Below are 14,451 nucleotides of genomic sequence, written 5' to 3' on the forward strand. Positions count from 1 at the left end.
TATGGCACAACGAGTGGCGCGTCGAGCGCGAGCTATGACATGTCGCTGTGGTACGATTCCAAGTACTACAAACTGGGCATGGCGACCATGCTTCTGGTAGCGATATTTTGGATTTGGTACCAAAGGACCTTTGCGTATTCGCACGGGATGGACTCAATGGAACCGGAATTTGACAAAGTGTGGATGGGACTGTGGCGAGTGCACATGACCCTGATGCCGTTGTTTGCGTTGGTAACCTGGGGTTGGATATTGAAGACCCGTGACACCAAAGAACAATTGGACAACCTGGACACCAAACTGGAAATGAAACGTTATTTCTACTGGATGATGTGGCTGGGTGTGTATTTGTTTGGTGTTTACTGGGGCGGCAGCTTCTTCACCGAGCAAGATGCAAGCTGGCACCAAGTGATTATTCGTGACACGAGCTTCACGCCAAGTCACGTAGTGGTGTTTTACGGCTCATTCCCGATGTACATTGTATGCGGCGTTGCTTCATACCTGTACGCGATGACCCGTCTGCCACTGTACAGCCGCGGCACATCGTTCCCGTTGGTAATGGCGATTGCTGGCCCATTGATGATTCTGCCGAACGTAGGTTTGAACGAATGGGGTCATGCATTCTGGTTCATGGAAGAGCTGTTTAGCGCGCCATTGCACTGGGGATTTGTGATTCTGGGCTGGGCAGGTTTATTCTCGGGCGGTATTGCAGCGCAAATCATCACCCGTTACTCTAACCTGACCGACGTAACCTGGAATGGTTCAAGCAGAGAGATTCTGAACAATCGCATTGTTCCTTAATCCGTCGTCAGATGTTATGACATCGCCCCGCTGCCCTGGTTACCGGGCGGCGGATTCCATCCCCCAAAAACTCATTTCCCCTAATCAATCCATCCGGCGCATTGATCCATACGCTAGGCGACTCCGAGTACTCTTTTTCTCCATCATGCCGGCTTTAATTTCATGGAAGACTTGATCCTGGTTATTCAGCAATGGGTGCCGATCAATGTACTCATTGGTCTGACGATCACATCCATTATCAGTTTTATTGGATCGTTAATCGCCATTCCATGGATTCTGATTCGCCTGCCAAGCGACTATTTCGACTTACGCGTTCCTCGTCACTGGATGAAAGACCGTCACCTTGTGTTACGCACTATTGGATTGATCATCAAGAATGTTACCGGCGCTATTTTTCTGTTTGCTGGTTTTCTCATGCTGTTTCTGCCCGGACAAGGCCTGCTTACAATGCTGATAGGAATCTCTTTTATTGATTTCCCGGGCAAACGTAAACTGGAAGCCAAGATTGTCGGGCAGCCGGTCATATTGAATGCCATTAATGCGATGCGTCGAAAATTTAACAAGCCTCCATTAACTCTGTCATGAAATCCGGAAAATAAGCGGATTTGGACCAACAAAGTACTCAAGCTATCGCAAAACAGATGCAGCCAAACCTACTCGCTAGCTTTCTTCAATCCATATACTTAGCTGCGACAATTTGCCACATTTTATCATTCCAGGTTTACAGGCAAAATCCACGCTAACCGATATTTTGCAAAGTATTCTGGATATCAATGAACCACCCATTGTTTCAAACTAAATCAAATAGAGGAAACGCCGTGCTGCATCATTGGAGTCCCAGTCGCCGTCATCAGTCGTGCTTGCTTTGACTTGATAAATGCCTGATGTTTCAAAATGCGTCTTTCAACAAGTGATCGAAGAGCTAGAGCGCATTGATCGCTTTTGCCGATTTATGCACATAACCGGATAATTTCGTTCCCTGCGAGTTACACCCATTTAGCCACCGGATTCTGGCGAAATGGGTGTTTTTTTACACTCAAGCTCTCCATCAAGAAATCAGATGGAAATTACGATACGAGCAATCCGATTTCGCAGCTCGTTATCATGAAAAATGACACCGCATCTCCGGTCCGGAAATGATATCAGAATACATAATTTCCTAATTAATCATTATTTTCAGTAACCTGCGTCAATTTGCCGCATTTACTTTTTTTGTAATACGCACATAATGAAAATGTGCACGCAAAAAGCAATCGTGTTGATTCAAATTCAGTTGCAAATCCCGGCAAGTTCGATTTCCAAGTCCCCGCAGAAATTACAAAAATGACTAATGAGGCTGATTTTACGTGACAGAAAAATTTTTCGCTTTAAACCCGCAGCTAATCCGGCACAAACAATTATTTAATCGGAAAAAACTCATTCTACCGATTCGTTCGAAATGCTGTACATCGCAATTGAAAGCCGCAATCCTCCGGCCATTTTCTTTGATCGCGCTACTGACGATCATCGTCTATTCGCAATTGTCTTTCGATCATGACTGGAATGAAGGATTCCAGCACCCTCTGACCGGATGGGATCACATTCTTTGCATGATCGCGGTTGGTGTTTGGGCGGCCCAAATGCGCGGGCAAGCCATGTGGGTATTACCGGTTGTTTTTGTCAGTGTTATGAGCCTCGGTAGCTTGGCCGGAGCATTCAACCTGATTATTCCGGGTGCAGAGGCCATGATTCTATTATCCTGCCTCACATTAAGTGCTTTAATCGTGCGTGGTATCCGGTTCGATACTTCCATCAACATCGCGATCATTTCATTGTTTGCATTTTTTCATGGTTACGTACATGGACAAGAAATCGCCGCACCCACCAGTCTTGTTTTTTATATCGCGGGTTTCGTATTTGCTACTTTGCTGTTGCATGGCGTCGGCATTTTGATTTCGCAATTGCTTTTGTTGTTGATTACCTTTTTTGTCAGCACCGGCCTCAATGCTCAAGGAAAAGATTTATCGCCTCATTCGAATACCGCAAAACCAAATGCCCATTTTGACAAGCTGGCACATACCGTTTTGGATGAAATATCCGTCCACGGCCGTGCAGACAAATTAATCGGTATTGCCGATTCCGCGTCACAAGGCAAAGTCGGACAAGATCAAATCCGATACCGACCGATTATCCGCCCTGGAGAAGTTCTTGAAACGGTACCGGGATTAATCGCCACCCAACACAGCGGGGAAGGTAAAGCCAATCAATATTTCTTGCGTGGATTCAATCTGGATCATGGCACCGATTTTTTAACGCAAATCGAAGGCGTGCCGGTCAACCAGCTCTCACACGCGCATGGCCAAGGCTGGACGGATACCAATTTCCTGATCCCGGAATTAATCGAATCACTCGAGTTTAAAAAAGGAAATTATTTTGCCGACACGGGTGATTTTTCGAGCGCCGGATCAGCCAATATCCGCTATTTCAACCGCTTGCCTCAGAATATGCTCCGCTTCACTGGCGGTAGTTTTAATTACTATCGAGGATTAATCGCCGGATCACGTCAGCTATTAAACGGTAACGTTTTATACGCCGGCGAAATCGTACACAACGACGGCCCGTGGACTGTCGGAAATAATTATCTGAAATTCAACGGCCTGCTCCGCTACAGCGGCAGTAATGGCAATCAAAATTGGCGTGTTACCGCCATGGGGACGCATTCGGATTGGCGCGCAACCGATCAGATTCCGAGGCGGGCTATCGGCATGAACACGATCCACCGATTCGACGCGATTGATCCGACGGATGGCGGCAAGAGTCATCGCTACAGTCTGACCGGCGAATGGAATCGGCGCTCCGCAAACAGCTTAACGTCGGTCATGGCGTATGGCATTTATTCCAAATTAGACCTCTATTCAAATTTTTCTTTTCTCTTGGATGATAATGAAACAACCAACCCTGCGGGATGTTCGGGACTAAACGGCTTACAGTCCGCAAACCGCATTTCTACGAGCATATTTCAAACCTGCGGTGATCAGTTCGGTCAACCGGATGACCGCTGGACCACCGGCCTGACAGCCAATCACACCGTATTTCATAAAATTGGCGCATTCGATTCCGAAACGACGCTAGGCATACAAGTACGTAACGATAATATCCAAAATGCCTTGACAAAAACCCATGCACAGAGGGTATACGGTATTACCCGCCAGGACTCCATCTGGGTTACCAGCATCAGTCCCTTTCTGCAAAATAAAACTCAATGGCAAAGCTGGCTGCGCACCAGTGCAGGTGTGCGTTTTGATGGTTTCCGCTTTGCCGTCAATCACAGCAATATCCAGCAAAACAATGGCACGCGTTATGATGGGCTGGTCAGTCCGAAATTAGGCATCGTCTTCGGCTCCTGGGCTGATACCGAGCTTTACCTGAACGGCGGGTTTGGTTTTCACAGCAATGATGCTCGCGGGATCAATACCCGCATCGATCCGGCCAGCGGCGATCCCGTAAATCGCGCCGATCCCCTTGCTCGTACTTACAGCGCTGAAACAGGTATCCGTTCAACCTGGGTTCGCGGCTTGCAAAGTACGTTGACTGTCTGGTGGATGGATCTTCAATCCGAGTTGGTTTTTGTAGGAGACGCAGGCACAACTGAAGCAAGCCGCCCCAGCCGCCGCTACGGACTCGAATTCACCAACTATTACCAGCCGGTGCACTGGTTGACACTTGACGCGGATTTCAGTTTCTCGCATTCCCGGTTTCGCGACACTGTGCCCGGCGAAGGCAATCATGTACCCAATGCCGTGGAAGCGGTCATTGCCACAGGCGCGACATTTCATGATGTTTTCGGCGGTTTCTATGGCGGACCAAGATTGCGGTACCTTGGGCCGCGCGCACTGAATGAAGACAACTCCAAGCGCTCGAACGGCACAATCTTGCTATCTGCGATGCTGGGATATGAATTCAACCGGTCATTCCGCATCCAGGCCGAAGTGTTCAATATGCTCAACCGCAAAGACGATGCGATAACCTACTTTTATACATCACGCCTGCCGGGAGAACCTCTTACCGGCGTGAATGACTTTCACTTCCACCCTGTCGAACCGGTGAGCTTCCGGGTGGGATTTGTTCTTAATTATTAATCGATTGGAAGAAAACCAACCACTTCTTATATCAAATATTAGGAGATAAATCATGCAACTGAACAAATCACTGTTGATTATATTAATTCTGACAATTGGGCTTGCGGCCCCGGCGCAAGCGGGAGAAGCCACACTGAAACATTTTGTTTCCGGCAGTTATCAGCAATTACTTGAAAAGCACACCGGTCAACCGGTCATGCTGGTGATCTGGGCGACGACGTGCTCAACCTGCATGAAGAAAATGCCTTTACTGAGTAAACTACAGGAGGATCATAATGATATAAAAATCATCATGCTTTCTGTCGATGAATTAGCGGATACAAAGCAAGTACAAGCCGCATTGGTTAAGCATGAACTGACCGGCCTGGAAAACTGGATTTTTGCCGATGAAAACGCACAACGCCTACGCTACGAAATCGATCCGCAATGGTTCGGAGAACTGCCGCGCACTTATTTTCTCGATAGCAAGCATCAGCGCGAAGGCATCAGCGGCGCTTTATCTTACGAAGATTATCAATCGATTTTCTACGTGCTCGCCAATTAATGCTCCATCCAGTAATCCGGCTTATGATTCCCTACAAAGAAAAATTGCAATCAATGCCCATGCGGCCAATTCAGGCGCTCATTCTCAGTCTCAGTTTCGTACTACCCGCTTCTCCTGCTCTAACCAATGATCCGGCGAAAGAGCGGTATGTGAAATCAACGTTGGGTTTGTATGACATTGCAACATTCGACGTTTATACGGACCGACAGAATGTTCACATCATCGCAGGCGGCAGGCAGTCGCAAAACGATACCGCGCTCACATTGCGGTATAAACGGTCAATAGATGGCGGGCATAGTTGGACCATGCCTGTGACCATCTCCGCACAGCTACCTGCAATCAATGCCAAGCGCGGTAACGACGTTCAACTGGCAGCGCATGGCAATCAAATAGTCGCGCTCATGCAAGCCAAAACCAGCCTGCCGGGAATCGGCCCGATGATGTGCTTGTACTCTGAAGACAGCGGCCTAACCTGGAAATATGGCGCCAATCCTGCTGAAGATAATGACGGTAGCCAAGCACACATCGACCTCGTGGCCGACAAAGCAGGGATTTTTCATGCGGTCTGGCTGGAAGATCCGGAAGAAAATGGTTATCAAAGCTTGCGTTATTCCCGCTCTGAAGATGGCGGAAAAAGCTGGAACCAGCTTAAAACGATCGACGATTCCACCTGTTCCTGCTGCTGGAATACGATCGTAAATTCCCCGCTTAATCACTTGAATGTGCTTTACCGCAACATGTCACCCAGGGATATGGCGATGGTTCAATCAACCGACCAAGGCGTAACCTGGCAGCAGCTCGGAGCGGTCGGTGATTTCAAATGGCAATTGAATGGCTGCCCGCATGTCGGCGGCGGCGCAAGCTATGTGACCGGCGGAGCAACGCACTGGCTACATGGACTTGTCTGGACCGGCATCCAGGAAAAAGCCGGTTTGTATCACCTGGTTTCTTCCGATCATGGATCAACTTGGTCGGAACCCCTACGGCTAAGCGTCACCGGCATGAACGGCGATATTGCGCATCATGGCCGTCATCTCGTTGCCGCATGGAACGAAATGAATCCTTCAGGCATGAGTATCAGCTTGGCCACCATAACGGAAAACGGCACCACCTGGAACAAACCAATCCAACTGACACCGGGAGAAAACGCGGCGACACAACCGAGGCTTACAGCAACGGCAAGCGGCGTATTAGTGGTGTGGACCGAGAAACCTGCTAAACAAACCAGTCAACTGGCCTGGAAACTGATCAAACCAGAAAAATACGCCACCCCCTTAAAGGAGAATCCACCTCATTGATACCGGAATGCTATTCAATACTTAATCAACTGAATTTCAGAAACTAATTTCTGTTGGTTGTTGACATCTCTGCGCAAGCAAATGCACACCCAATGGATATCATGGAGAATCCAATGAAAAAATACCGTGTTATTTTCACCAAACTAAAACTGTTGATACTGATTGTTCCAATTATTGCCGGAATGCCATCAACGATCTTTGCACATGCGATTCTCGTCGAGTCGGAACCCAAGGCTGCAAGCGTTGTGAGTACGCCTCCCGATCAGATCAAAATCTGGTTCAATGAAAATGTCGCCAGTGAATTCAAATCACTGGCGGTAGTCAACAGCGCCGGAAAGCGTGTCGACAATAATGACATCAGACAAGCAGCATTGGACCGTTCACACATCTATACCACTGTTCCGAAGCTGCCGCCCGATACTTACACGGTTCGCTATCGTGTGATGTCTGCGGATACGCATATCATTACCGGCAAATTCACCTTCACCGTTGCTTCCCCAGAAACAGCGGAAATTTCATCCGATTAATAATCAGGAGTCAATCATGAGAATATTTCAGACCGTGAAACCGCACCTGCTACTGTTGACAACAATCCTGATGCTAACGGCATGCAATCGCATCAGTCCTGTACAGCATCATTACAATACTAATGTAGGATGTATCGTCGCGAATGATTTTTACGCAATTTATTTCAGCGCCTATGTCGAGCCTGAAGAAAAAATCGATCATTCGAAAAAGATAAACGAATCGCTATTCAAATCCCATTGTAAAAATATACCGCATACCGGGAATGTCTACTTCACAGCGGATCTGGTCGATGAAGATTTGAGAGAAATGCCGATCAGTCTGAGGTTGGTCGAACAGGAACCGGCCGGTAAAAATAAAGAAACTGCAGCCGACTATGAAGATACCCGGATAATTTCAGAAGTGATGCCTAAAGTTTACCCGCAAGGCACTATTGAAACCCGTGCCGTCATTGATAAAACCGGTCACTATGCTTTATATCTGATCATCGGGGACGAGGAATCAGCATTTGCTGATGATATTTTAAAAATCCGATTCGATGTCGGTATGGATACGGAAGCAACACCTGTCTGGCGCTACGTGGCAAAAGTAGCGGAACTGTTTATGACGTTTGCTTTTCCGGTATTCATCGTGCTACTCATCATGTTACCAATGCTGCCGAAGTTAAGATTCAAGCTTCTGTCAAAAATGTTATTCGGCATGCAAAACCGTGGAAACTGATTCATTGATGAACAACCCTAAAATACACGCAATTTCCCGCCCATTTTGGTAATTGATGAAGCGGAGCCGATCGGATGCGGCAATTTGCCGCATCCGATCGGAAAACATCCTACGGATAATGCTCAACTTTGCAATTAACCGCGTTACCCAAAGTCAATGCCGCCATCTGTTTTCAATCGTGACGAAGAATCCGCACTACCCTCAGTCAATATCGCCGGAACCTCCACCGATACGCATACCGTTGCGGTTGACGCACTCTATCGCGATCATCATCATTGGCTGTATGCCTGGCTCCGGAAAAAACTGAATTGCCAGCATCAGGCAGCCGATGTTGCGCACGACACGTTTACATGCATCTTCGCTTTATCCAACTTACCTTGTTTGCAAGAACCCAGGGCTTATCTGGTTACGACGGCAAAACGTTTGCTCATCGATCAAGTGCGAAAACAACGCATTGAGCAAGCATATCTTGCTGAACTGGCACAGGCTGCTCACACAATGAGAGACCTTTGCACGACTACGACCTTAAAGCAATGGATCGAGTGATACAATAACGGCAATACCGTGACCAGCTGGCTCTACGCCTTGCACATGGCCAATATCTTCGGCTTACCCTACCGCATTTTCGTGTACTTGTTCGGCCTGGTCATTGCCATGCTGTCGGTCACCGGCATCGTTATCTGAATGAAAAAACGGCAAGCGCGCAACCGGCGATACTATCCGCTGATGAGCGTGGCGATTTTATTGCTGTCGTTATCCGTTGCCAGTTGGTATTTAATTATCACGAAAAGTATCCATAACAGCCTCGCCGGCCGGCATGCCAATATTTTTCTGGAACGATTTTGGAAAGCCGAATCCTTGCAGGCATTGAAGATGGAAATGAAAGATACCGCCACTGACAATGCATTTGCGCACCTGGCGAAATTGGCGATCGATGTTGAAAGCGGTGCACGAAAAGCGAGTTTGAGAGAACTTGCAGTCAGCGGCGGAATGGGTGAGTTGTTAACACGCACCCTGCCGGAGCTCTCCTTATGCCGGAAGAGAGACAATAATGGCGTTCGATAATGGAAACAGTCATCAATCACAGAAAACTTTGTCTGAAATCAATGTAGTACCGCTTGTAGATGTAATGTTGGTGTTACTGATCATTTTTATCATTACCGCACCACTCATTAGCGTGGATGGGGAATACGTCTGGAATGGTGAGACCGTGATACCCGAGCTATTGGCGGCGCGTTTCATACAATCGGTAGCAAACTCTCCGCAAACGGAACTCCATAATCAGAGCAGATCAATCATTCAATCCACTTAGTTCGATACATTGCTCTCCCAGTACTGACCCGCCCTTGCTGTGAGCGTACAATGGTGTTTTATGCTCGCAACATCGACACCATGATCGCATTCGTTCTGCCTTTAACGCCGCAGGATGTTCCCGCTGTTTCGGTGCTTGCCGGGAAGATCTGGCGGTACCATTACACCGGCATCATTGCAACCGGACAAATAGAGTACATGCTGATGCAACGCTATCAACCGGCATTAATCAAAGAACAATTATCGAATCCGGGTATCTGGTGGAAAAAACTGGTTCTTGGAAAAGATATTATCGGTTTCTGTTGCTGTACGCGCACGGCCAATCCGAACGAGCTTAAAATAGACAAGCTATACATTCATTGCGATCACCATCGCCAAGGTTACGGCGCCTTACTGGTAGCGGATGCGGTTGAAATACTGAGAGAAAATGAGCTGCAAACATTGGTTCTAACGGTCAACAAACACAATCTCACCGCCATCTCGGCCTATCGGCATTATGGATTCGAGATTGTGAATGATAGTATTGTGGATATCGGCGGAGGGTTTGTCATGAACGATTATTTAATGATGCTTAATTTTAATAAATGGAATGTCTGATTCATGAGACTGAAATTCACCAAAATGCAGGGACTCGGTAACGACTTCGTGGTATTGGACGGAATTCATCAAATCATCGATCTTGACCGCCAGCAATTACGCTTTCTCGCAGATCGTCATTTCGGTATCGGTTGCGATCAAATCTTGCTGGTTGAGCAAGCCGAAGGTGAAGCCGATTTCCGCTATCGCATTTTCAATGCCGATGGCGGCGAAGTGGAGCAATGTGGCAATGGTGCGCGTTGTTTCGTGCGCTACGTGCATGACCATGGTTTGACTGAGAAAAACGAGATTCGAATCGAAACATTGGGCGGTGTGATCTCACCAAAATTGGAAATCAACGGCAATGTCACCGTCAATATGGGACCACCCGTTTTTGAACCGGCACAGATTCCTTTTATCGCTGAACGCATCGCACCCGCCTATCAACTTGAAATAGCCGGTCAGCCGGTTACAATAAGTGCATTGTCGATGGGCAATCCGCATGCGGTTCGTGTAGTAGCGGATGTGGATGATGCCCCGGTCGATACGGAAGGCGCACTGCTCGAACGGCACTCGCGCTTTCCCAAAAAAGTCAATGTCGGTTTTATGCAAATCGTTGACCGTCATCATATTAAATTGCGCGTTTTTGAACGGGGCGCCGGTGAAACATTGGCCTGCGGAACAGGCGCTTGCGCGGCGGTTGCCGCCGGTATCAATTTGGGGTTGCTCGATCCGCAAGTAGTCGTCAGTACGCGCGGCGGTGAATTAACGATACGCTGGGAAGGAAAGAATGAGCCGGTCTGGATGACCGGCCCGGCAGTTACCGTGTTTGAAGGTGAAATCAATTTGTAATCAATCAAGGAAACACCATGAAAGCAGAAGATGTCGCACAATATTTGCAGGAACATCCGCAGTTTTTTAACGATCATGCTGATTTACTCGCGGACATCCAGATTTCGCACCCCCAGGATGACAAGGTCATCTCGTTGAACGAACGCCAGATCATTGCATTGAGAGAGAGAAACCGTGCGTTGCAAGATAAGCTTCTGGAATTGATTAGTTTCGGGGAAGAAAATGACGCGATTGGAGAGAAAATGCATCGGCTCTCGATTGCGCTGATTTCCGTATCCAACCTGGATGAGCTGCTGAATGCATTGTATTTCAGCCTAAAAGAAGATTTTTCCGTACCGCTCGTGGCAATGCGTTTCTGGAATATACCGAACGCTGATCAATCCAAAACCGAGTTCGACACGATCAGCGAAGATGTTCACGCGATTGCCGAAAGCCTGCCGCAGCCCTATTGCGGCAACCATGTCGCGGACGAAATCAAACAATGGTTCGGTGAAGACGCAGAACACTTGCATTCGTTTGCGATGATCCCGTTAAACACAACACGAACCATCGGCTTGCTTGTTCTTGGCAGCCCCGACCCGGAAAGATTTTATCCCGAGATGGGAACATTGCATTTAAAACGTTTGGGGGAATTGGCCTGCACGACGTTAACGCGCTACAGTCAGCTCGAAAACACCGGCGGCGTCACCGCATAAATTCATTCCTTATGTCTAACGAATCTGAATCATTGGCGGCTGCGTATATTGATTATTTGAATTACGAACGGCGATTGTCGCCTCATACGAGCAAAAATTATGCGCGCGATATTGCGGTTCTGCTAAAACATCTTAAACAAAACGACGTCGCGCAGGTTCATCCGCAACATATCCGTCAGGTGATCGCACAACTCCACGGCAAAGGTCTTTCCGGCAAAAGCTTATCAAGAATGCTGTCGGCCTGGCGCAGCTTCTATCACTATTTAATCCGGAAACATCGCTTTCAGCATAACCCCTGCATTGGCATACGACTACCCAAATCACCGCAAAAATTACCCAATGCGCTATCACCGGATGAAGCCGCACAGTTACTGCAGTTTCCGGCTGATCATTCGTTAACGATTCGTGACAGCGCTATGTTCGAGTTATTTTATTCCTCCGGCCTGCGGCTGGCGGAATTAACCCAACTCAAACCCGACGATATTGACTTTGCAGAGAGAACGATCAGAGTACTTGGCAAAGGCAGTAAAACCCGGATTGTGCCGGTCGGAAAGTTTGCGATCCAGGCGCTGCAAGCCTGGCTCAAACAACGCTCCTTGATCGTCAGAGCGGACGAGACGGCGCTTTTTTTATCGCACCGCGGTCATGCAATCAGTGCTCGCACCATCGGTTACCGCCTAAAGAACCGCGCCATACAACAAGGCATTCAACAAAATGTGCACCCGCATATTCTTCGGCATTCGTTTGCTTCGCACGTGCTGCAATCCAGCGGTGATCTGCGCGCCGTTCAAGAAATGCTCGGGCACGCGCATATCACCTCCACCCAGATCTATACTCATTTGGATTTTCAGCATCTGACAAAAATATATGATGCTGCGCATCCCCGCGCCAAAAAAAGAAGTTGAACAACACAGATAGTTTCTATCCGAATCCGCGATGTGTTATGCGTTATAATTAAATTTTGTAACAAATTAAGAAATTTCATGACAACAATTGTTTCTGTAAGGCGCGGGCATCAAGTGGCGTTGGGAGGAGACGGTCAGGTAACGCTGGGAGCGGTCGTAGCCAAATCGAGCGCGCGCAAAGTCCGCAGACTTTACCATGACAAAATTCTCGCCGGATTTGCCGGCGGCACCGCCGATGCTTTTACCCTGTTTGAACGGTTTGAAGGCAAGCTCGAAGCCCATCAAGGCCATATCATGCGCGCAGCCGTTGAACTGGCTAAAGACTGGCGCACCGACCGGATCCTACGCAGACTAGAAGCCATGCTGGTGGTCGCAAACGAAGAAGCAACGCTCATCATTACCGGCGCAGGCGATATTATCGAGCCTGAACTGGGAATTGCCGCAATCGGCAGCGGCGGCTCCTATGCACTGGCCGCCGCGCGCGCGCTTCTGGAAAATACCGATCTACCGCCAGAAGATATTGTAAAAAAAGCACTGACCATTGCCGGCGATATCTGTATCTATACCAACCAGGATCATATTATTGAGACCATTAAATAATTTCTCCTATCATGATTCCTGATAGATTTATCAGCGCCTATCATCTCGAGGATGCCTGACCGGTAATTGAGTAACCCCTTACATTTTCTCTCTTCTAGAATTTATCATCATGTCACAAATGACTCCGCAGGAAATTGTTCACGAACTGGATAAACACATCATCGGCCAGGATGCAGCCAAGCGCGCGGTTGCGATTGCGCTGAGAAACCGCTGGCGCCGGCAACAGATCGCTGATCCGTTACGCCAGGAAATCACTCCCAAAAACATTCTGATGATTGGTCCGACCGGTGTCGGCAAAACCGAGATTGCGCGCCGCTTGGCTAAACTTGCCGATGCGCCTTTTATCAAAATCGAGGCGACCAAATTTACCGAGGTCGGATACGTCGGGCGCGATGTTGACTCTATTATTCGCGATCTGGTGGAAACCGCCATTAAGGGAGCCAGGGAAAGAGAAACGCGCAAAAAACAACCACTGGCGGAAGATCAAGCTGAAGACCGCATTCTCGATGCGCTCTTACCGGGATCAAGGGATTTCGGTTTGCCATCCAATACTGCGGACCACGACAGTTCAACCCGGCAAAAATTTCGAAAAAAACTCCGTGAAGGTGAATTGGACGACAAAGAAATTGAAATAGAAGTGGCATCTCCGCGCACCAGTATGGAAATCTTCGCGCCTCCCGGCATGGAAGATCTCACCTCGCAGATCCAAGGCATGTTTCAAAACATGACCGGTGAGCGAAAAAAAACCCGTAAGCTATCCATACGCGAAGCGAGGAAAATGCTCATCGAAGAAGAAGCTGCAAAAATGGTGAACGATGAAGAACTCAAACTGACCGCCATACAAAATGTCGAGCAAAACGGCATCGTCTTCCTTGATGAAATCGACAAAATCGCCAGCCGCTCCGGTCATACCGGAGGCGATGTTTCACGCCAGGGCGTGCAACGCGATTTACTGCCGCTGGTGGAAGGCACCACTGTTTCCACCAAATACGGCATGATCAAAACCGATCATATTCTGTTTGTCGCCAGCGGCGCGTTCCACATGTCCAAACCGTCGGATCTGATTCCGGAACTGCAAGGCCGCTTTCCGATCCGCGTCGAGTTAGCCAGTTTAAGCGTGAGCGACTTTGAGCAGATTTTGACCAATACCGATGCCTGCCTCACCCGGCAATATGAAGCGTTGCTGGCGACAGAAGGCGTAAAATTGCAATTTGGCAACGACGGTATCAAACGCCTAGCGGAAATCGCTTTTTCGGTTAACAGTAAAACCGAAAATATCGGCGCCCGGCGCTTACATACCGTGATAGAAAAACTACTCGAAGAAATATCCTTCGACGCCTCCAAACACAGCGGAAAAACCATCCAAATCGACGCAACCTATGTCGACGATCGCCTCAAGAATCTGTCGCAAAGTGAAGATCTGGCAAGGTATGTGTTGTAGCAGTATCCTTGAATAACTGTTATTTCGAACACAACGGAAAAGATATATAACTCAAATATTTCCTACTA

17 protein-coding genes are annotated in these 14,451 nt (G+C 48.1%); all 17 read left to right on the forward strand.

Features of this window, described 5'->3' with window-relative positions; translation table 11 throughout:
* Positions 1 to 798, forward strand: a 798-nt coding sequence (locus KF839_RS10685; protein ID WP_292917830.1) for a methane monooxygenase/ammonia monooxygenase subunit C, incomplete at its 5' end; no start/stop codon positions are given.
* 162 nt (positions 799 to 960) lie between these two features.
* Positions 961 to 1,383, forward strand: coding sequence for a PGPGW domain-containing protein (locus KF839_RS10690; RefSeq protein WP_292917831.1), 423 nt, complete (start codon positions 961 to 963; stop codon positions 1,381 to 1,383).
* A 761-nt stretch (positions 1,384 to 2,144) separates the two neighbouring features.
* Entirely contained in the window at positions 2,145 to 4,916 is a 2,772-nt protein-coding gene (locus KF839_RS10695) for a TonB-dependent receptor domain-containing protein (RefSeq protein WP_292917832.1), read from the forward strand.
* A gap of 52 nt (positions 4,917 to 4,968) precedes the next feature.
* Positions 4,969 to 5,460 (forward strand): TlpA family protein disulfide reductase, encoded by a 492-nt coding sequence (locus KF839_RS10700; RefSeq protein WP_292917833.1) that lies wholly within the window; start codon positions 4,969 to 4,971, stop codon positions 5,458 to 5,460.
* 53 nt (positions 5,461 to 5,513) lie between these two features.
* Positions 5,514 to 6,758 carry a sialidase family protein gene (locus KF839_RS10705; protein ID WP_292917834.1) on the forward strand — a complete coding sequence of 415 codons (1,245 nt, stop codon included), beginning with the start codon at positions 5,514 to 5,516 and terminating at the stop codon, positions 6,756 to 6,758.
* A 113-nt stretch (positions 6,759 to 6,871) separates the two neighbouring features.
* Complete coding sequence (locus KF839_RS10710) at positions 6,872 to 7,285, forward strand: copper resistance CopC family protein (protein WP_292917835.1); 414 nt, start codon at positions 6,872 to 6,874, stop codon at positions 7,283 to 7,285.
* Between the two features lie 16 nt (positions 7,286 to 7,301).
* Positions 7,302 to 8,003: a hypothetical protein gene (locus KF839_RS10715; RefSeq protein WP_292917836.1), complete on the forward strand. Its 702-nt coding sequence runs from the start codon at positions 7,302 to 7,304 to the stop codon at positions 8,001 to 8,003.
* A 156-nt stretch (positions 8,004 to 8,159) separates the two neighbouring features.
* Positions 8,160 to 8,549, forward strand: a complete 390-nt coding sequence (locus KF839_RS10720; RefSeq protein WP_292917837.1) for a sigma factor — start codon at positions 8,160 to 8,162, stop codon at positions 8,547 to 8,549.
* Between the two features lie 18 nt (positions 8,550 to 8,567).
* Positions 8,568 to 8,687 carry a PepSY domain-containing protein gene (locus tag KF839_RS10725; RefSeq protein WP_292917838.1) on the forward strand — a complete coding sequence of 40 codons (120 nt, stop codon included), beginning with the start codon at positions 8,568 to 8,570 and terminating at the stop codon, positions 8,685 to 8,687.
* Positions 8,688 to 9,068, forward strand: a complete 381-nt coding sequence (locus tag KF839_RS10730; RefSeq protein ID WP_292917839.1) for a hypothetical protein — start codon at positions 8,688 to 8,690, stop codon at positions 9,066 to 9,068.
* Positions 9,055 to 9,315 (forward strand): ExbD/TolR family protein, encoded by a 261-nt coding sequence (locus KF839_RS10735; protein WP_292917840.1) that lies wholly within the window; start codon positions 9,055 to 9,057, stop codon positions 9,313 to 9,315. Before KF839_RS10730 ends, KF839_RS10735 begins: the two co-directional genes overlap by 14 nt.
* Positions 9,316 to 9,365: 50 nt before the next feature.
* On the forward strand, positions 9,366 to 9,911 hold the full coding sequence (locus tag KF839_RS10740) for a GNAT family N-acetyltransferase (RefSeq protein ID WP_292917841.1): 546 nt from the start codon (positions 9,366 to 9,368) through the stop codon (positions 9,909 to 9,911).
* Positions 9,912 to 9,914: 3 nt separating this feature from the next.
* Positions 9,915 to 10,742 (forward strand): diaminopimelate epimerase, encoded by an 828-nt coding sequence (gene dapF, locus KF839_RS10745; protein WP_292917842.1) that lies wholly within the window; start codon positions 9,915 to 9,917, stop codon positions 10,740 to 10,742.
* 17 nt (positions 10,743 to 10,759) lie between these two features.
* Entirely contained in the window at positions 10,760 to 11,437 is a 678-nt protein-coding gene (locus tag KF839_RS10750) for a DUF484 family protein (protein WP_292917843.1), read from the forward strand.
* An 11-nt stretch (positions 11,438 to 11,448) separates the two neighbouring features.
* A complete protein-coding gene (xerC, locus tag KF839_RS10755) occupies positions 11,449 to 12,342 on the forward strand; it encodes a tyrosine recombinase XerC (protein ID WP_292917844.1) in 894 nt (297 codons plus the stop codon).
* A gap of 78 nt (positions 12,343 to 12,420) precedes the next feature.
* On the forward strand, positions 12,421 to 12,942 hold the full coding sequence (gene hslV / locus KF839_RS10760) for an ATP-dependent protease subunit HslV (RefSeq protein ID WP_292917845.1): 522 nt from the start codon (positions 12,421 to 12,423) through the stop codon (positions 12,940 to 12,942).
* A gap of 109 nt (positions 12,943 to 13,051) precedes the next feature.
* Positions 13,052 to 14,383: an ATP-dependent protease ATPase subunit HslU gene (gene hslU / locus KF839_RS10765; protein ID WP_292917846.1), complete on the forward strand. Its 1,332-nt coding sequence runs from the start codon at positions 13,052 to 13,054 to the stop codon at positions 14,381 to 14,383.
* The last annotated feature ends 68 nt before the right edge of the window (positions 14,384 to 14,451 follow it).

This window comes from Nitrosomonas sp. (genome assembly GCF_019635155.1).
Lineage (GTDB): Bacteria > Pseudomonadota > Gammaproteobacteria > Burkholderiales > Nitrosomonadaceae > Nitrosomonas.

Coding starts and splice junctions, on each gene's coding strand:
- KF839_RS10730 (WP_292917839.1), top strand. CDS start 8,688: ATGAAAAAACGGCAAGCGCGCAACCGGCGATACTATCCGCTGATGAGC.
- KF839_RS10700 (WP_292917833.1), top strand. CDS start 4,969: ATGCAACTGAACAAATCACTGTTGATTATATTAATTCTGACAATTGGG.
- KF839_RS10735 (WP_292917840.1), top strand. CDS start 9,055: ATGGCGTTCGATAATGGAAACAGTCATCAATCACAGAAAACTTTGTCT.
- KF839_RS10690 (WP_292917831.1), top strand. CDS start 961: ATGGAAGACTTGATCCTGGTTATTCAGCAATGGGTGCCGATCAATGTA.
- hslV (WP_292917845.1), top strand. CDS start 12,421: ATGACAACAATTGTTTCTGTAAGGCGCGGGCATCAAGTGGCGTTGGGA.
- hslU (WP_292917846.1), top strand. CDS start 13,052: ATGTCACAAATGACTCCGCAGGAAATTGTTCACGAACTGGATAAACAC.
- dapF (WP_292917842.1), top strand. CDS start 9,915: ATGAGACTGAAATTCACCAAAATGCAGGGACTCGGTAACGACTTCGTG.
- KF839_RS10750 (WP_292917843.1), top strand. CDS start 10,760: ATGAAAGCAGAAGATGTCGCACAATATTTGCAGGAACATCCGCAGTTT.
- KF839_RS10720 (WP_292917837.1), top strand. CDS start 8,160: ATGCCGCCATCTGTTTTCAATCGTGACGAAGAATCCGCACTACCCTCA.
- KF839_RS10715 (WP_292917836.1), top strand. CDS start 7,302: ATGAGAATATTTCAGACCGTGAAACCGCACCTGCTACTGTTGACAACA.
- KF839_RS10710 (WP_292917835.1), top strand. CDS start 6,872: ATGAAAAAATACCGTGTTATTTTCACCAAACTAAAACTGTTGATACTG.
- KF839_RS10705 (WP_292917834.1), top strand. CDS start 5,514: ATGCCCATGCGGCCAATTCAGGCGCTCATTCTCAGTCTCAGTTTCGTA.
- xerC (WP_292917844.1), top strand. CDS start 11,449: ATGTCTAACGAATCTGAATCATTGGCGGCTGCGTATATTGATTATTTG.
- KF839_RS10740 (WP_292917841.1), top strand. CDS start 9,366: ATGGTGTTTTATGCTCGCAACATCGACACCATGATCGCATTCGTTCTG.